The sequence below is a fragment of the Pseudomonas sp. Root569 genome, assembly GCF_001427465.1.
GTDB classification, from domain to species: domain Bacteria; phylum Pseudomonadota; class Gammaproteobacteria; order Pseudomonadales; family Pseudomonadaceae; genus Aquipseudomonas; species Aquipseudomonas synxantha.
In genome coordinates, this window is sequence record NZ_LMGQ01000015.1 from 36005 (window position 1) to 53972 (window position 17968).

At 58.4% G+C, this 17968-nt stretch carries 17 protein-coding genes; 6 read left to right on the forward strand and 11 right to left on the reverse strand.

The window, feature by feature from the left end:
• Positions 1–2: 2 nt before the first annotated feature.
• Positions 3–311 (reverse strand): hypothetical protein, encoded by a 309-nt coding sequence (locus ASD70_RS14905; protein ID WP_046069161.1) that lies wholly within the window; start codon positions 309–311, stop codon positions 3–5.
• A gap of 139 nt (positions 312–450) precedes the next feature.
• Between ASD70_RS14905 and ASD70_RS14910 the strand changes: the two genes are divergently transcribed.
• Entirely contained in the window at positions 451–1167 is a 717-nt protein-coding gene (locus ASD70_RS14910; RefSeq protein WP_046072543.1) for a 4'-phosphopantetheinyl transferase family protein, read from the forward strand.
• 7 nt (positions 1168–1174) lie between these two features.
• Here the strand turns inward: ASD70_RS14910 and ASD70_RS14915 are convergent, their stop codons facing one another.
• Positions 1175–2788, reverse strand: a complete 1614-nt coding sequence (locus tag ASD70_RS14915; protein ID WP_046069162.1) for an ATP-binding protein — start codon at positions 2786–2788, stop codon at positions 1175–1177.
• On the reverse strand, positions 2785–3510 hold the full coding sequence (locus tag ASD70_RS14920) for a response regulator (protein ID WP_046069163.1): 726 nt from the start codon (positions 3508–3510) through the stop codon (positions 2785–2787). The genes ASD70_RS14915 and ASD70_RS14920 overlap by 4 nt, the downstream gene beginning before the upstream one ends.
• A gap of 651 nt (positions 3511–4161) precedes the next feature.
• Here ASD70_RS14920 and ASD70_RS14925 point away from each other — a divergent pair.
• A complete protein-coding gene (locus ASD70_RS14925; RefSeq protein ID WP_043050107.1) occupies positions 4162–7056 on the forward strand; it encodes a ribonucleoside-diphosphate reductase subunit alpha in 2895 nt (964 codons plus the stop codon).
• 93 nt (positions 7057–7149) lie between these two features.
• Here ASD70_RS14925 and ASD70_RS14930 read toward each other — a convergent pair whose 3' ends face one another.
• The 7 genes from ASD70_RS14930 to ASD70_RS14960 all read right to left on the reverse strand — a co-directional run bounded on the left by ASD70_RS14930 (position 7150) and on the right by ASD70_RS14960 (position 13470).
• Entirely contained in the window at positions 7150–8247 is a 1098-nt protein-coding gene (locus ASD70_RS14930) for a hypothetical protein (protein WP_056846825.1), read from the reverse strand.
• Positions 8248–8426: 179 nt separating this feature from the next.
• Positions 8427–9743 (reverse strand): flagellar hook protein FlgE, encoded by a 1317-nt coding sequence (gene flgE / locus ASD70_RS14935; protein WP_046069170.1) that lies wholly within the window; start codon positions 9741–9743, stop codon positions 8427–8429.
• Between the two features lie 30 nt (positions 9744–9773).
• Positions 9774–10493 (reverse strand): flagellar hook assembly protein FlgD, encoded by a 720-nt coding sequence (flgD, locus tag ASD70_RS14940; protein ID WP_056846826.1) that lies wholly within the window; start codon positions 10491–10493, stop codon positions 9774–9776.
• Positions 10494–10509: 16 nt separating this feature from the next.
• Positions 10510–10953 carry a flagellar basal body rod protein FlgC gene (gene flgC / locus ASD70_RS14945; protein WP_043050111.1) on the reverse strand — a complete coding sequence of 148 codons (444 nt, stop codon included), beginning with the start codon at positions 10951–10953 and terminating at the stop codon, positions 10510–10512.
• Between the two features lie 3 nt (positions 10954–10956).
• Positions 10957–11364, reverse strand: coding sequence for a flagellar basal body rod protein FlgB (gene flgB, locus ASD70_RS14950; RefSeq protein WP_046069172.1), 408 nt, complete (start codon positions 11362–11364; stop codon positions 10957–10959).
• A gap of 302 nt (positions 11365–11666) precedes the next feature.
• Entirely contained in the window at positions 11667–12494 is an 828-nt protein-coding gene (cheR, locus tag ASD70_RS14955; RefSeq protein ID WP_046069173.1) for a protein-glutamate O-methyltransferase CheR, read from the reverse strand.
• 43 nt (positions 12495–12537) lie between these two features.
• Complete coding sequence (locus ASD70_RS14960; RefSeq protein ID WP_046069174.1) at positions 12538–13470, reverse strand: chemotaxis protein CheV; 933 nt, start codon at positions 13468–13470, stop codon at positions 12538–12540.
• Positions 13471–13543: 73 nt separating this feature from the next.
• Between ASD70_RS14960 and flgA the strand changes: the two genes are divergently transcribed.
• From flgA to ASD70_RS14980, 4 genes are all read left to right on the forward strand, one after another.
• The gene (gene flgA, locus ASD70_RS14965; RefSeq protein ID WP_046072548.1) at positions 13544–14308 is read left to right on the forward strand and encodes a flagellar basal body P-ring formation chaperone FlgA; all 765 of its coding nucleotides are present in this window, start codon (positions 13544–13546) and stop codon (positions 14306–14308) included.
• 141 nt (positions 14309–14449) lie between these two features.
• Positions 14450–14773, forward strand: a complete 324-nt coding sequence (flgM, locus tag ASD70_RS14970) for a flagellar biosynthesis anti-sigma factor FlgM (protein WP_056846828.1) — start codon at positions 14450–14452, stop codon at positions 14771–14773.
• Positions 14774–14821: 48 nt separating this feature from the next.
• Entirely contained in the window at positions 14822–15292 is a 471-nt protein-coding gene (locus tag ASD70_RS14975) for a flagella synthesis protein FlgN (RefSeq protein WP_043050115.1), read from the forward strand.
• Between the two features lie 96 nt (positions 15293–15388).
• Complete coding sequence (locus ASD70_RS14980) at positions 15389–16138, forward strand: flagellar brake protein (RefSeq protein WP_046069176.1); 750 nt, start codon at positions 15389–15391, stop codon at positions 16136–16138.
• 59 nt (positions 16139–16197) lie between these two features.
• On the opposite strand, the gene ASD70_RS14985 is transcribed toward ASD70_RS14980, so the two are convergent.
• Positions 16198–17571, reverse strand: coding sequence for an MFS transporter (locus tag ASD70_RS14985; protein WP_056846827.1), 1374 nt, complete (start codon positions 17569–17571; stop codon positions 16198–16200).
• Between the last annotated feature and the right edge of the window lie 397 nt (positions 17572–17968).

The following is a 17968-nucleotide window of genomic DNA, read 5'->3' on the forward strand; positions in this document are numbered from 1 at the left end:
ATTCAACTATCCGACCGAGGGATATCATAGCGGCCCTGCACGTCTTGCGGGCGCAGTTTAATGCCATTGTAATGGCCCGTCAGGTGCGGGTAGCCGCTGCGATAGTCGGGTTGCGCGGCGCTAGCGCCCAGGGCCCGCCCCCACGGCGCGGTCTGGGTGCCGGCGTCTTCGAAGCTGACACGATGGATCGGGCTGCCGGATTTCTTGGTTTTCTCGCTGCCAAATGCCCTAAAGTCGCCATCCGAGGCTTGCACGCCGGCGGTGGCGCCGAGCATGGTTAACGCCAACATCAGCTTCTTGATCGCAGTCATGGTGGTTACCTCATACGCGTTTAGGCTGTGGGGTCCAGACTACGCAAGCGCCCCTGAACTCCCCCTGAACAGGCTCTGAACCACAACTGAACCGCTGCCGGGCTATCCACTGGCGCGCCAACTCGGCAAAATGCTGCGCATGACGCCCCTACCCGCTTGCTGTACCCCACTCGATGCCCGTTGGCCGCTGCCTGCCCCCTTGCCGGGTACGGTGTTTTTGAGCACGCGATTCGACCCGGCCTTATTGAACCCCTTGGATTTCCAGCGTAGCGCCGTGCCGCCGCCGGCGAGCATCCAGCGCTCGGTGGCCAAGCGGCAAGCGGAGTTTCTCGCCGGCCGCCTGTGCGCCCGCGAAGCGCTGCAACGACTCGATAACCTCAACTGCATCCCGGCGATCGGTGAAGACCGCGCACCGGTCTGGCCTGGGCATATCAGTGGCTCCATCACCCACAGCACCGGGCACGCGGCAGCCATTGTCGGCCACAAGACGCAGTGGCGCGGGCTGGGGATGGACCTGGAGAACCTGCTGGCCCTGGAACGGGCGGAACGCCTGGCTGGGGAGATTCTGACGGCCGATGAGTTGCAGCGCATGGCGGCACTACCGCGTGAGCAGCTCGGGCTGCTGGTGACGTTGACGTTTTCGGTCAAGGAGAGTCTGTTCAAGGCGCTCTATCCGATCGTGCAAAAGCGTTTTTACTTTGAACATGCCGAGGTATTGGAGTGGTCGCAGGCTGGGCACGTGCGGCTGCGGTTGCTGACGGACCTGTCGAGTGAGTGGTGTTGTGGCAAGGAGTTGGAGGGGCAATTTGTGCTGGAGGGGGAACAGTTGTTGAGCCTGGTGGCCGTCGGCGCTTGATAGGACGCTATCGGGGTTTCTCTTGATCCCGGGGCCAACTCAGGCTGAAACATGCCCCGCCCAGATTGTTACTTTTGCTGATCAACGCCCGCCCGCCGTGCCAATAGATGATCCGCCGCACAATCGACAGGCCCAGGCCGTGGCCGCCAGACGCTCGGGTGCGGCTGTCGTCCAGGCGCAGGAATGGCGTAAATATCCGCTCCCAGGCACTTTCCGGCACGCCTGGGCCATCGTCTTCCACGTCAATGCGGCAGCGCACCTGGCCTACCTGGTAACTGATCAGCACGTGGCCCTTGGCGTGGCGCATGGCGTTACTCACCAGGTTCTGCAGGGCACGGTGCAGGTAGCGTGGTTCGGCGTCGACCCAGGCGTCATCCCAATGCGCCGATGACAGGCAAATACCGCGGGTAACGGCGACCTGCGGGCGCAGTGGCGACAATTCGCCGATCACCTGGTCGAGCAAGGCATCGAGGTCCACCCGCTGGAAATTCAGCTCCGGCGCCCCTTGCTCCAGGCGCGCATAGGTGAGCATCTCATCCACCAGGCCATCGAGGTCCTGGATATCGCCGTCCATGCCTTCCAGGTATTTGCGCCGAGCTTCGGGGGTGGCGGCATCACCGATCATCTCCAGGCCAAACCGCAGGCGCGCCACCGGTGTGCGTAACTCATGGGACACCGCACGCACCAGCTCGCGCTGAATCGCCAGCAATTGTTGCAAGTGCTCGGCCATGCCATTGAATGCGGCCGCCAGGCGCCCGACCGAATCAGCTCCTCGGGCCGGCACGCGGACCTCCAGGTTGCCCTTGGCGATGCGTGTAGCTGCCGCTTCCAGGCCTTTGAGCCGGCGCTCAAGCTGACGCACCAGCAAATAAACGATCAAGCCGATCAGGGTCAGGCCGATCAAGGTGATCAGAATCAGCCATTGCGCCGGGTAAGGGTTCATTTGATACAGCGGGCCGATCTCCAGCACCCATGGTGTGCCAACCATGCCGGCAAACACGCGGATCGAATCGCCGCCCTTGCCCAGGGCCATCACCGTATCGCCTTCCGCTACGCGCCGGCGCTGGTCGTCGTCCATGTCGGCCTGGTCAAGGGCCACCAAGTGCATTTCAAAACCAAAGCCCTTGGCTTGCTTTATATCGGCCAGGCGCTGCGGCTGCTCGGCGACTGGAAAGCGCACCAGTTCGTCGGCCAGCAGGTAAATGGTCGCACGGGCCAATTGCTCGCTGATCTGCTGCACTTCGCCGGTGAGCACCAACTGCTCCTGTTCGCTGACCAATCGCAGCACCCGCGCCGCATGGGGGCCGGTCTGTTCCACCAGGACCTGGCCACGTTGCAGGCGATTGCGCTGACCCAGGTCCAGTTGCGCCTGGGTGAACGTGCGCAGTTCCAGCGGAATGCCCAGCAAGCGCTCCCACACCGCCAAGGCGCGCAGCCGCTCAATGGCACTCATGGGTTGCAAGTTATCGCCCATCAACGCAAAGGTGCCGTGGGCCAGGCGCTCGCGGTACTGGCCGCTGCGCACATCGTTGAGCAGGTGCAACGCCAGGGCACCGAGCAGCGCCACCAGGATCAGCGCCGCGCACATGCCGCCGTAGATGCGCAGGAAGATCGAGTTCACAACGGCATATCGGCGGCGGCTTCGGGGACGAACAGGTAGCCTTTGCTGCGGATCGTCTTGATCAGGCGCGGATGAATCGGATCGTCGCCGATCTTCGGCCGAATGCGCGAGATGCGCACATCAATGGAGCGATCCTGGCCGTCGTAGCCGATGCCGCGCAGGGCGATAAAGATTTCCTCGCGGGACAGGATGCGCCCGGCGTTCGCCACCAACAGCCACAACAGGTCGAACTCGGCGCTGGTCAGTTCGATACCGCCATCGTGCAACCAGGCCTCGCGCAAGGCGTTGTCCACCACCAAGGGGCCGAACTGCAGGCGGCGCTGGTTTTCCACTATGGCAGGTAACGCCGACTCGCTGCGGCGCAGCAATGCCTGGATACGCGCCAGTAACAAACGTGGGCGCACGGGTTTGCATACATAGTCGTCTGCACCCATGTCCAGGCCCAGTACCTGGTCCATATCGTCGGTGCGCGCAGTGAGCATCAGGATTACACCGTCATAGCGCTCGCGCACCTTGCGGCAGATGCTCAGGCCATCTTCGCCGGGCAGCATCAGGTCGAGGATCACCAGGTCTGGTTGTTCGGCGATGATGCGCGCCGCCGCCTGTGCGCCGTCGCTTTCCACCGACACACACAGGCCGTTACTTTCCAGGTATTCGCGGGTCAACTCGGCGAGTCGCTCGTCGTCCTCGACGATCAATATCTGCCAGGCTTCTTGCTCCATGCGCTACCTCGGTTCTTTATTGTAGGAGCGAGCTTGCTCGCGAAGAACGCAAGGGCACCGCGCTTATCCAAGTGTGCTGCATTATCGTTGACGATTTTCGCGAGCAAGCTCGCTCCTACAGTTGTCATGTGGAGCAAGCACGCTATCGCCCTGATCAAGGCAGATTGTAGCCATGGCACGCCCCTTAAAAACAAGCCTGGAAATCCATTCGGAGATCACGTTTGTTTGTGATAGGGTTCGCGCCCTTCGAAAATGGGCAGGCTGTTTCAAGCCCGAAATATTTAATGACAAACGGCGTAATCCAGCAGCAATGCGGCCTACACGCCTATTCGACCTTTCTTACACATTTTACTCACAGCGTTATCCACAGGTTACTCCGTTGCTAACCCCTCGAAAACGCATTATCTTGTACCTCGGCGCTCATGAAGACCCTACATGTAGGGTTTTCGACACCAGCGTCCAACCACACAAGTGGCTCGAAACTCAAGCGTTTTATTGCTAGCGCAGCGTTGAACCAACAGATTTTTCAGTAGACCAAACCGCTCACGCGGATGGCAGCTGTTCTCCATCCCCGACATGGAAAACGGTACGGGTGTTGCAGGAAAAAGCCTGGCACTCGCAATCAAATATAGAACGTGGAGACAACCCCCCATGCAAACCGACACAACTCGCGAGAACCCGCAGGGCTCCGTGCCGCAGGCCGCTGATTCGAACCTGGATCTGTCCGCCACTGCACCTGGCCAACTGCGCGTGATCAAGCGTAACGGCACTGTCGTTCCTTATACCGATGACAAAATCACCGTCGCCATCACCAAAGCGTTTCTTGCAGTTGAAGGCGGCACCGCTGCTGCCTCGTCGCGCATCCACGACACGGTTGCCCGCCTGACCGAACAGGTCACCGCAACCTTCAAGCGTCGCATGCCATCGGGCGGCACTATCCATATCGAAGAAATCCAGGACCAGGTCGAACTGGCCCTGATGCGTGCCGGCGAGCAGAAAGTCGCACGCGACTACGTGATCTACCGTGATTCGCGCGCCAAGGAACGTGCCGTGCGTTCCCCGGCTGAAGAAGCTGCCGTGCAAGCGCACCCGTCGATCCGCATCACCCTGGCCGACGGCAGCTTTGCGCCGCTGGACCTGGGCCGCCTGAACACCATCATCACCGAAGCCTGCGAAGGCCTGGAAGAAGTCGATGGTGACCTGATCCAGCGCGAAACCCTGAAGAACCTGTACGACGGCGTGGCCCTGACCGACGTCAACACCGCCCTGGTGATGACCGCCCGTACCCTGGTTGAACGCGAGCCGAACTACTCGTTCGTGACCGCGCGCCTGCTGATGGACACTCTGCGTGCCGAAGGCCTGGGCTTCCTGGGCGTGGCCGACAGCGCTACCCACCACGAGATGGCCGACCTGTACGCCAAGGCCCTGCCCGCCTACATCGCCAAGGGTATCGAGTTCGAATTGCTCAACCCGGTGCTGGCCACCTTCGACCTGGAAAAACTCGGCAAGGCAATCAACCACGAACGTGACCAGCAGTTCACCTACCTGGGCCTGCAAACCCTGTACGACCGTTACTTCATCCACAAGGACGGTATCCGCTTCGAACTGCCGCAAGTATTCTTCATGCGCGTGGCCATGGGCCTGGCAATTGAAGAGAAGCAGAAAGAAGACCGCGCCATCGAGTTCTACAACCTGCTGTCGTCCTTCGACTACATGTCGTCGACCCCGACCCTGTTCAACGCAGGCACCCTGCGTCCACAGCTGTCGAGCTGCTACCTGACCACCGTGCCGGATGATCTGTCGGGCATCTACCACGCGATCCATGACAACGCCATGCTGTCCAAATTCGCTGGCGGCCTGGGTAACGACTGGACGCCGGTGCGTGCCTTGGGTTCGTACATCAAGGGCACCAACGGCAAGTCCCAGGGCGTCGTCCCCTTCCTGAAAGTGGTGAACGATACCGCCGTCGCCGTGAACCAGGGTGGCAAGCGCAAAGGCGCTGTGTGTGCCTACCTGGAAACCTGGCACATGGACATTGAAGAGTTCATCGAGCTGCGCAAGAACACCGGTGATGACCGTCGTCGTACCCACGACATGAATACCGCCAACTGGATCCCTGACCTGTTCATGAAGCGTGTCTTCGATGACGGCAAGTGGACCCTGTTCTCGCCATCCGAAGTACCGGACCTGCACGACCTGACCGGCAAGGCCTTCGAGGAGCGCTACGAGTACTACGAAGCCCTCACCGAGTACCCAGGCAAGGTCAAGCTGTTCAAGACCATCCAGGCCAAAGACCTGTGGCGCAAAATGCTGTCCATGCTGTTTGAAACCGGCCACCCATGGCTGACTTTCAAAGACCCATGCAACCTGCGCAGCCCGCAGCAGCACGTGGGCGTGGTCCACAGTTCGAACCTGTGCACCGAGATCACCTTGAACACCAACAAGGACGAGATCGCCGTTTGCAACCTGGGCTCGATCAACCTGCCTAACCACATCGTCAACGGCCAGCTGGACACCGCCAAGCTGCAACGCACCGTCAACACCGCAGTACGCATGCTCGATAACGTCATCGACATCAACTACTACTCGGTGCCACAGGCGCAGAACTCCAACTTCAAGCATCGTCCAGTGGGCCTGGGCATCATGGGCTTCCAAGACGCGCTGTACCTGCAGCACATTCCTTACGGTTCGGATGCTGCGGTCGAGTTCGCCGACAAGTCCATGGAAGCGGTCAGCTACTACGCGATCCAGGCTTCCTGCGACCTGGCCGACGAACGCGGCGCCTACGAGACGTTCCAGGGTTCGCTGTGGTCCAAGGGCATCCTGCCGCTGGATTCGCAACAGATCCTGATCGAACAGCGTGGCCAGAAGTACATCGATGTCGACCTGAACGAAACCCTGGACTGGGCACCGGTACGTGCCCGTGTACAGAAAGGTATTCGTAACTCCAACATCATGGCCATCGCACCGACCGCTACCATCGCCAACATCACCGGCGTGTCGCAGTCGATCGAACCGACCTACCAGAACCTGTATGTGAAATCGAACCTGTCGGGCGAATTCACCGTGATCAACCCGTACCTGGTCCGCGACCTGAAAGCCCGCGGCCTGTGGGACTCGGTCATGATCAACGACCTGAAGTACTACGACGGTTCCGTGCAGCAGATCGAGCGCATCCCGCAAGAACTCAAAGAGCTCTACGCGACCGCGTTCGAAGTGGACACCAAGTGGATCGTTGACGCCGCCAGTCGTCGTCAGAAGTGGATCGACCAGGCCCAGTCCCTGAACCTCTACATCGCTGGCGCATCGGGCAAGAAGCTGGACGTGACCTACCGCATGGCTTGGTACCGTGGCCTGAAAACCACTTACTACCTCCGTGCCCTGGCCGCGACCAGCACCGAGAAGTCGACCATCAACACCGGTAAGCTCAATGCTGTTTCCAGCGGCAACCACGGTGATGATTCGGTACTCGCAGCCCCCGCCGGCCCGGCACCAGTGCCAAAGGCCTGCGCGATTGACGAGCCGGATTGCGAAGCTTGCCAATAAGCTGAACCCATCCAGGACTTGAACGCCCTGGATTTAAAAAGCCCGATGAACCCCGACTGCACAGGGTTTATCGGGCTTTTTCGTTTATCACGCCTAGAGGAACGCGTACGCAATACCCTGCTTCGGCGCGCCACCTCGCCGCCCCCATAGCTCAACTTTACCGTCGATGACCGCCATTGAATGGCGATCATAGGCCACGACGCCCAGCTTGCCGCTCGCCAGTTCGCTACTCGATGATTGCCTGTAGAGCCCTTTCAAACCAAGGCGATCCAAAGCTTCGTGGGGCATTTCGCCGTTGTTCAGGCTTTGCATCGCATGGGCAAAGCTCTTTTTCGATTCGTTCGGGTTGTCGTCCAGGCCATTGCCCTCCATCTGCGCACGCTTGGCGCTCGCCGCAAACATGAAGTTAGCATCAGTCAACATCTGCGGATTATCGCCCTTGAACTGCGCATACCTGGCTGCCTGCTTCAACTCATCCTTGGATAAATCAAGTTTGAACCCATCGCGCATGGTCACCTGATAGCCATTCGCCGTTTCTTTTACCTCTTTGAAAACGTCAGTAGGCTTCTGACCAAACTTCATCATTGCGCCCTTAATCGCTGAAACGGTGACGCAATTGCCGTCCGGCCCCTGGCTGAATCCACTCCAGATATTGTCTGGTTTTTTACCTGGGCTACTTTCATCGGGCTTGTAGTTGAAGTGCTTGGAGCCTTCGGTAATCGGCAGATTACTCATGGGCTCGCTGGGGCCGAAATTGTTCGGGCTTGGCGTACCGCCTCCACCACCTCCTCCTCCACCTCTTGGCGATGGGCCAGGGGAAGGCGGTGAGGGCGTTGGCGACGTATCATCCAGCTCCGGGAACCACATCCTCATCATACGCCGCAGATAATCCAACCAGGAGACGTCAGCCTTCTCCATCAACTCCTTCATGATCTCTTTGAATTTTTCGTCTCCGAGCTCTTCGCGCTTATCGTTCAGCTTGTCGCGAAGCTCTTGAGCGGTCTGGCTCTTGGAGGTTTTTTCGGCATCCATCAATTCGCTGAGCAGTTGCCTGACTGACTCAGTATTGGCAGCCCTGTCGTCATTGAACCCGTACGCCGGACTTTGCCGCCCGTACACACCCTCATAGATACTCGCGTCAAAACCACGCGCTCCCCGCGCGCCACTCTCCCACAGTGCATAACCCGCCATTTACTTCCCCTATAGTCGCCGGACGACAACTGTCCGCTGGCTGATCCGTGGCCAAATCGGCGTTACGCGTTCCCGCATCGGGGCGTAGTGAAACGAGCAGCAATAACTATTTCGCGCACACAAAAAAGGCCCCTCGATCGAGGGGCCTTTGATTGAACGCTGGTGCTTAGGTGACGGTATCAAGTCATCTGAATGATGGTCTGCATAATGGTGCTCTGGGTGGAGATGGTCTTGGCGTTCGCCTGGTAGTTGCTCTGGGCCTTGATCAGGTCCACCAGCTCGTTGGTCAGGTTGACGTTGGAGGCTTCCAGAGAGGAGCCCTTGATCGAACCCAGGGTGCCAGATTCCGGCGCGTCGTAACCCGGCTGGCCCGATGCAAAGGTCTCTTTCCAAGCCGTACCGCCAGCCGGCTGCAGGCCTTGCTCGTTGTTGAAGCTGGCCAGGGAAATCTGGCCGATGGCTTTGCTCTGCTGGTTGCTGAAGGTTGCGAACAATACACCGCTGCCGTCGATTTTCAGGCCGGTGATCTGGCCAGTGGCATAACCGTCAGTGACCGGCGGATTGCGGTAGCTGGCCGAGTTGTACTGAGTGACGTTGCCCATGTTGATAGCAATGCCGTCCTTGTTCGCTGTCGCATCGTTAGGCTTCCAAACACCATCGGTGACTGTGCCAGGTACCCAATCCTTGATGGTCAAGGTGTTGCCGGCGACACCACCGGTCACGATGCTCTTGAGATTACCGGCACCATCGAAACTCAGAGTCGAGGGCACAGGCGCCTTCACGTCAGCGCCAGTACCGGTAGGCGCCGAACCATCAGGGTTGCGGCCATCGATCAAGGTGTAGGACTGCCACTGGTTGGCATCGGTTTTCACCAGGTACTGCACCATAGGGTGGGCGTTACCCTGAGCGTCATACAACGTAGTGCCGTATTGCGTGGTGAATGTTTCGGACTTGCTCGGATCAAACGGATTCTTGGTCTGGTCGATCACCGGCGACGAGGAGTTGAGGTTGCTGGCCGAATCCACCTTGGTGGACGCCTTCGGTGGCAAGTTTGCCAGGTTCAGTTGCAGGTCGACCAGGCCACCCTTGGTGATCTTGCCATTCTCGTCCGCCGCGTAACCCTGCAGACGCGAAGTGCCGGTGTTGTTGGTGATGTAGCCGTCCTTGTCCGCACGGAAAGCACCGCTACGGGTGTATTCCAGCGAGCCGTCGCTACCCTTCTGCACGAAGAAACCACCACCCTGGATCGCCATGTCGAGGATGCCGCCACCGCCGTTAACGTCGCCCTGGGTGAACTGCTGGGACACCGCCGCCAGGTTCACACCGTTGCCGATAGTATTCTGGCCAGTACCCAGCTTGGAGGCCGCGTAGATATCGGCGAATTCCGCACGGGATGACTTGAAGCCAGTGGTCGCGACGTTGGCGATGTTGTTGCCGGTCACGTCCAGTTGTTTGTTGGCCGCATAGAGGCCGCTAAGGCCGATATTAAAAGACATGTTCTCTCCCTCTGCCGTATCTAGCCGGCTCTATGTACCGATAGTCTGAATTTGCGACAGCTTGACGCTGCCCATGCCGCCTGCAAGGTTGAGCAGCATTTCGCCGCCGGTCTTGCTCAGGGTCACGCTGGTTACCGTGGCCGGCAGCGAGGTGGCCAGGGCCACCGCGTCACCCTTGTCGTTCTTGGTAGTGGCATTGAAGGTATAGGTGCCGGCTGGGGCGATTTCGCCCTTCTCATTCTTGCCATCCCAGATAAAGCTCTGGCTGCCGGCACTCTGCGCGCCCATATCCACGGTGCGCACAACGTTGCCGTCCTTATCGGTGATCTTGACGGAAACGTTGCCCACCGCCGATGGCACTTCCACCGAACCGTTCATGCTCTTGCTGGTATCAACCATGGCTTTGTCGGTCTGGATAATGATCGACCGCCCCACCAGCGACGAAGCCTGCAGCGCTTGCGAGGAGCTGAAGTTGCTGGAGATGTTATTCACCGAGTCGTTCAGGGTGTTGATGCCTTCAAGGCTGCTGAACTGCGCAAGCTGGGCCACGAACGCGCCGTTGTCCTGGGGCGACAGCGGGTTCTGGTTTTTCAGCTGGGTGACCAGCAACTGCAGGAATGCATCCTTGCCCAGCGCCTGGTTGCCGGTCGCGGCTTTGGAAACATTCGCTACATTGTTCGAAGCATCCTTGACCTTGGAATTGAACAGGTCTTGGACTGCCGTGTTGTTAGACGTATCAACGATGGCCATTATTTGGCGCCCCTTATCACTGACCCAGGGTCAAGACCTTCTGCATCATGGCTTTGGCGGTGTTCATCATTTCCGCGTTGGTCTGGAACGAGCGGCTTGCGGAAATCATGTCGGCCATCTCCTCGACCACGTTGACGTTGGGGTAGTAGACGTAACCCTTTTCGTTCGCAGCGGGATGGTTCGGCTCGTAACGGGCCTCAAGGTTGCTCTGGTCTTCGACTACACCCAGCACCTGCACACCGGAGCCGGCTGCGTCCTGATCCTGGAACAACGAATCACTGCCGCCGCTCTGACCAGCCTGGAACATGGTGGCAAACACCGGGTGACGGGCGCGGTAAGTCTGGTCAATGCTCGAAGACACGGTCTCGGCGTTGGCGATGTTACTGGCGACGGTGTTCAAGCGCGTGGTTTGCGCGCTCATGCCACTGCCGGCAATATTGAAAACACTGGACAGAGACATGGCTTACTCTCCACGCAGGGCTGACATCAGCCCTTTGAATTTACTATTGAGCAGGGTGAAGCTGGCCTGGAAGTTCACCGAGTTCTCGGCGTAATTCGATTGCTCCAGTTGGGCGTCGACGGTGTTCTGGTCGATCGACGGCTGCATCGGCGTGCGATACAGCAGCGACTCGTCAGCATTGCCCAGGCCCTGCGCTTCGATATGACGGTTGTTGGTCATGTTCAAGGCGAAGGTGCCGTTCTTGGTCTTGTCCTGCTGGGCGGCGAGCACGGCGGAGAAGTCCAGATCCCGAGCCTTGTAGTTCGGGGTATCGGCGTTGGCAATGTTGTTGGCCAGGACTTCGGCACGCTGGGCGCGGAAGCCCAGGGCTTGTTCGTGGATACCGAGCGCTTTATCGAAGCTGATGCTCATGACGGAGACCTTTAGGCTGACCTGCTGTTCGTTAGCAGGGTTATAGCAAGGTGCATGCCAATCTTGTTAAGCCCCCTATTTCAAGGGCTTTCGGGGAGATTGCCGGCGGCTATGCCAGAAAAGCGGCAAGTGTTTTCCGCGTGGCGCCAGTAAAGCGGCAATGGGCATTGCCACTTTTATTTATCTTGCCGCAATACAAAGATGGGAGGGGGCTTGCCCCCGATGGCGGTGGTTCAGTTGATAAATCTATCACTGACACACTGCTATCGGGAGCAAGCCCCCTCCCACGCTCCCACATTGACTTACTTGGCCTGGTAGATGATTCCCGGGCTGCACTGCACCATCTGGAAATGGTCCGGCAGGCCGTTCAAGGCTTCGGAAGCACCGAGGAACAGATACCCGCCGCGCTTGAGCGTGCCGTGGATGCGCAAGAGGATGTCTTTCTTTACTTCGGCCGAGAAATAGATCAGCACGTTACGACAGAACACCATATCGAACTTGCCCAGGCTGGCATAACTGTCGAGCAGGTTGAACGAGCGGAATTCCACGCGGTTCTTGATCGGTGCCTTGATCGCCCAGCGCCCCGCCCCTTTCGGATCGAAGTAACGCTGCAGGCGCTCCTGGGACAGGCCGCGGCCCAGCGCCAGGCTGTCGTACTCACCGGTCTTGCAGTTGGTGAGCATGGTGCCGGACAGATCCGTGGCGACAATTTGCGCGCCGGCTTTCAACTGGCCCATATTGGTCCGTTCGAACTCGTCGATGGACATCGAGATCGAGTACGGTTCCTGCCCCGAAGAGCACGCCGCCGACCAGATACGCAAGCGCTGGCCCGGGCTGGCCTTGATCGCCTCCGGCAGCACTTTGTTCTTGAGCACTTCAAAGGGGTAAGTATCGCGAAACCATAAGGTTTCGTTGGTGGTCATGGCATCGACCACCATCTCCTTGAGCCCGCTGCGCGGCTGCGCCTGGATCCGCTGGACCAACTCACCCAGGGACTTGATGCCCTGCTGTTCCATCAGCTTGTTGAGACGGCTGGATACCAGGTATTGCTTGTTTTCACCGAGCAATATGCCACAGGCTTTTTCCAGGAAGACCCGGAACTGTTCGAAATCCAAATTACCCGTAGACAATGGTACCGCCTCTTAAATCGTGTGACCGCCAGGGGAGAATCCCTCAGCTGTGATCTGCTGCCTTGATCCGGTCGACTACCCGGGATGCGAGGTCATCAGGACGGAATTTGGCCAGGAAGTCATCAGCACCGACCTTCTTGACCATTGCCTGATTGAATACCCCCGACAACGAAGTATGCAGGATGATATGCAATTTTTGCATGCGTGGATCGTTGCGTATCTCGGCCGTAAGGGTGTATCCGTCCATTTCCGGCATCTCGATGTCGGAAATCATCATCAAGAACTCTTCTTCTGGCTTCTTGCCTTCGTCCACCAGTTTGCGCAGGTAGTCCAGGGCCTGGCGACCATCATTGAGCGCCACTACGTCCACACCGACAGTTTGCAGACAACGCGTGACCTGCTTGCGCGCCACTGAAGAGTCGTCCACGGTCAGTACGCGCAAAGACACGGCCTTATGCGCGGTCTCGGCATCCACCACACCGACGGAGATGGTTTCCGAGGTCGGCGCTACTTCGGCGAGGATTTTCTCCACGTCGATGATTTCCACCAACTGGTTATCGACCCGCGTCACCGCCGTCAGGTAGTGATCGCGCCCGGTGCCCTTGGGCGGCGGGTGGATTTCTTCCCAGTTCATATTGACGATACGTTCCACCGAGCGCACCAGGAACCCCTGGGTCTTGGTGTTGTACTCGGTAATGATCACGAAGGGACTCTGGCGGTCTTGCAAACCTGAGGACCCCGTGGCCAATGCCAGGTCGAGAATCGGAATAGTCGCGCCACGGATGTTGGCCACGCCACACACGACCGGATTGGACTTGGGCATGATCGTCAACTTGGGGCATTGCAGCACTTCACGCACTTTAAACACGTTGATGCCATACAACTGCTTGCCGTCCAGGCGGAAAAGCAACAACTCCAGGCGATTCTGCCCTACCAGCTGTGTGCGCTGGTTTACTGAATCCATTACACCTGCCATGCCCAGACTCCTAAAACTAGGGGTACGAAGCGTACCCAACACTAAACGGCACGAGCTTTGCTATTTGTTGTTCATGGATATTAAAACGACAGTTTCCCGACGCTTCGGCTGCCAACGCTATCGCAGATTGCTCTGCGCCACGATGGCGTTGCTTGCCTTGGGGCTCAGTGCTGCGACCCGTGCCGACAACGTTACCCTGCCTGATGTACTTATCGGCGTCACCCAAGGGTTTCTTGAGTTCACTGTAGAAGATTATCTGGCAACCACACAGACGCCGGGGCGTTATGAAATCCAGGTCAATCAGTTGGACCCGCGTTTGCGCATGCCCATGTGCGACAGGGAATTGACAGCCACCCTGGAAAGCCCCTCTCAACCCATTGGCCGGGTCACGGTGAAAGTACGTTGTGAAGGTGCCTCGCCGTGGACAGTATTCGTGCCTGCCCAGGTCAAGCTGTTCCGTGATGTGGTTGTCGTTGCGCGGCCGCTGAAACGCACCGGTATTATCAGCTTTGAGGATGTGGCCCTGCGTGAACGGGACATCAGCCAGATCAACCAGGGCTATATGACCTCAGTGGACCAGGCTATTGGGCAGCGGCTCACCCGACCAATGGTCACCGATCAAGTCATCACATTGGTTCACCTGGAACAGGCCGAAGTGATTCGCAAAGGTGACCAGGTGGTGATTTCCGCCAGCAGCGGCGGGTTGAATGTAAGAATGCCGGGTGAAGCGCTGTCCAACGGCGGCATGAGCGAACAGATCCGTGTCAAGAATCTCAACTCCAACCGCGTCATCAAGGCGCGCGTGACCGCCCCCGGGCAAGTCGAGGTCGCTTTATAGAACACTGGTAGAGGACGCTGGGTTTTCCTACACTGTGCACGAGAAGTTCCGTGTGGAGATTTATTGTCATTCGCGCCTAAAGTTTGTTTGGGTATGGCCGAAAACATGGCAAGCGTCCAAATACCCAGAGGTTTTTTCAACATGGTCATTGATTTCAGTCGTTTGAATAACGCCCCGGCTTTGCCAGGCAGTACGCGCACCAGCGGTGCCAAGGACAGCGTAGAAGCCAAGCCACAGCCTCTGTCCGCCAAGGCAGAACAGGCCAGCGTCAGCCAGAGTGGGGAATCGGTTCACCTGAGCAATGAGGCTCAACAGTTGCAGAAGGTCACTGACTCGCTGCGCGACCAGCCGGTTGTCAATAAAGCCCGGGTGGCCGAGTTGAAACAGGCCATCGCCGATGGCAGCTATAAAGTCGACAGCAACCGTGTAGCCAGCAAGCTGCTCAACTTCGAAGCCGAGCGCTAGGCAAAGGCCTGCGCAGGGCTTTTGGACGCTTAAAACCCAAGGCCAGCCATGCACCACGACGAACATTTGCTTCAACTGATCATTGATGATCTGGCGCCGACGCAGCAATTGCTCGAGCTGCTCAAAGAAGAGTCCCTGGCCTTGTACGGCCGGGATATGCCCTTGCTGGAAGAAATCCTGGCGCGCAAACAGTCGCTGATCGTGCTGCTTGAACAGCATGGCAAGAAGCGCAGCGAGATCCTGATCAGCCTGGGCCTGCCGGCCGATCACGATGGCCTCGCGCAACTGGCCAGTCATTCATCGGTCGGCGACCAGTTGCTGTCACAAAGTAAGGAACTCAACCAATTGCTCGCCCAGTGCCAGGAAGCCAACCAGCTCAACGGCCAGTCGATCCAGCTTCAACAAGCCACGACCGCCAATCAGTTACGCATACTCCACGGCGGAGAACCTCCGGCCCTGTACAACGCCCAAGGCTCCACATCACGCCTGGTCAAGCCAAGCACCCGCAGCCAAGCCTGACGCCGGTTTACAGCGCGGCCTATCCAAGGTGCGCTACATACTGGCAAAATGCCGGTTCTTGCGTGTAGTCGTATTTTGCCTGGAGATGGAAGAACCGTGTTCAACGCCCTTAATGCGGAAGATGCCCCGCAGCCACCGAAGGTGCTCACCACGCCTCTGGAAATCGCCAGCACTTTGCGGATGCTCCAAGACAGCCATGATCCTTTGATCATCACCTTCCACGAGCGCAGCCAACGCTTCCAAAGCTATCTGGTGGACGTTTCCCGCGATAGCAAGACGCTGGTACTGGATGAAATGATTCCCCGTGACGGTGAACGCTACCTGGAGAATGGCGAACCCTTTCGTATCGAAGGTTTTCACGATGGTGTGCGGATTGCGTGGGAAAGCAACGGCACACTGAGCCTCAGCGAAAAGGACGGCCACCGCATCTACAGCGGCAACATGCCCGACGAGGTGGTCTACCATCAGCGCCGTAATGCTTTTCGCGCCGCATTGAAACTGGCGCAGTTGGTGAATATCGAGTTGGGTGGCGAGAAGCTCAAGGTGCCAGTCAACGGTAAGTTGCTGGATATCTCCGCCACCGGCTGCAAGCTTCGCTTTGAAGGCGACATCTCCGAGCGCCTGCAACTGGGCCAGGTCTACGACCGCTTTGTCGCTGCCCTGCCCTTTGGCAGCATGACCACCGCCGTAGAATTGCGCTACCTGCACTTCGAAGACAAGCTCAACATCACGTTCGCCGGCGTGCGCTTCCACAACATGAGTGGCTTGGTGCAACGCCAAGTGGAGCGCTTTGTGTATCAGTTGCAGCGGGAAGCTCGGCGTTTCGACAAAGACGACGATTTTTAAGCTCTAAACGCTGAGGCAAAAAAACGGGCAGATCCTGGTGGGATCTGCCCGTTTTTCGTTCAGGGGCGCGCCCTGCTCAAGTCATGAGGATGTTCGTCCGGGGCCAGGGGCTCTTTTGGCTCTTCGCTAGCCGGCTCATCCATTGCTGGTTCAGGCTCTGGATCAGGAACACTGACTTGCATCTGCTCCTGCACCACCTGCTCATCCACCCGAGGGTCCAGGGCAGCGACCAACGGCGAACTGGACATGCTGTCGGGCATCGCCACGTGATGCAGCGGCGCGTCGTCGACCTGATGCAGATTGGTGACCGCCTTCGGTCGAATTCGCCACACCAGGATCAACGCACAGAGGCTGAAAAACGCGTAGAGCATCTGGCTGCCGAATAGCTTCATGACGACACCTGCCAACAGGGGCCCGACGCTCGCACCTATGCCATAGGTCACCAGCAGCATGGCCGTCAGCGAAACCCGACGGTCACCTTCGACGTGGTCGTTGGAAAAAGCCACAGCCAAGGGGTACAGGCAGAACTGCACCAGCGAACAAAAGAACCCCGTCACGAACAGCACTTCCAAGGGCACCTGAGTCATGATCGCCAGGGGCAATGCCGTTATCGCCAGGCACAAGGCAAAGCAGCGAATCAGCAGTGCTCGGTCATAGCGGTCCGACAACCAGCCCAGAGGCCACTGCACAAGCAAACCGGCGAAAATACAGCTACCCATGAACAAGCCAACCTGTTCAGTCGTCAGCCCCTGCTGGGACGCGTAGAGCGGCGCCAAACCGTAGAACGAGCCCACGATCAACCCTGCGCCCAGCACCGTACTGAGCGACTGCGGCACACGCTTGATAAAGAAGCGAGGCTCCATCGGCGCCGGGTGCAATGGTGCCGGGTGAATACGTCGGGTCATGGCCACCGGCACCAGGCACAGGGCAAAGCACAAGGCGACCAGCATCAACAGCTCGAGGCCAAGGTGAGGGTGCATGACCAGGATCAACTGGCCTAGCACCAGCCCTAGATAAGACGCGATCATGTAGCCACTGAACACTACGCCGCGCTGTTTGGCATCCGCCTGCTCGTTGAGCCAACTTTCAATGACCATGTACTGGCACATCATGCCCAGGCCTACGATCATCCGCAGCACGATCCAGGCAGGCAACCAATCGATCAAACCGTGGCCCAGCACCGCTGCGCCGACGATCCCAGCGCAGGTGGCGTAGGCACGAATATGCCCGACCCGGGCAATCAGGCGGTGGCCGATCTTGCCACCCAGGACCAAGCCAAAATAGTTGGCGGCCATCAGCGCACCGACCCACAGGCTGTCGACATTGTCTGCCGCAAGGCGCAAGGCCAGATAAGTACTGAGCAGGCCGGAGCCAATCAGCATCATCAAGGAAGCGAAATAAAGGGCTCGAAAAGATTTCCAGATCTGGCGCATCGGCGTTCCGAGCGGCTCCTTGCAGTGAGAGACAGGGCTATCGGCATGATAGTCCGGGGTGGGCGGGTCCGGACAGGCGGTATTGTCTGTTTCCGGGGATTATTTTGCATAAGAGCTCAGACGCTGCACCGGTGTCTGCAGGTACACCATAGAGATAAATACATAACGCACCTGCTGTGAACCCCGAACCGCTGCAAGGTTCGACTGAACTTGGGCAGCATTGCAAAAAGTCTCAATAGTGCAGCGCAGAGGAGAACCAGTAAGGGATATGGAACAAGCACCGGGCGGCATTTTTCGAACGCCCAAAACAAAACCCCAACTGCTTTCGCAATTGGGGTTTCGGAATTTAATCTTGACGATGACCTACTCTCACATGGGGAAACCCCACACTACCATC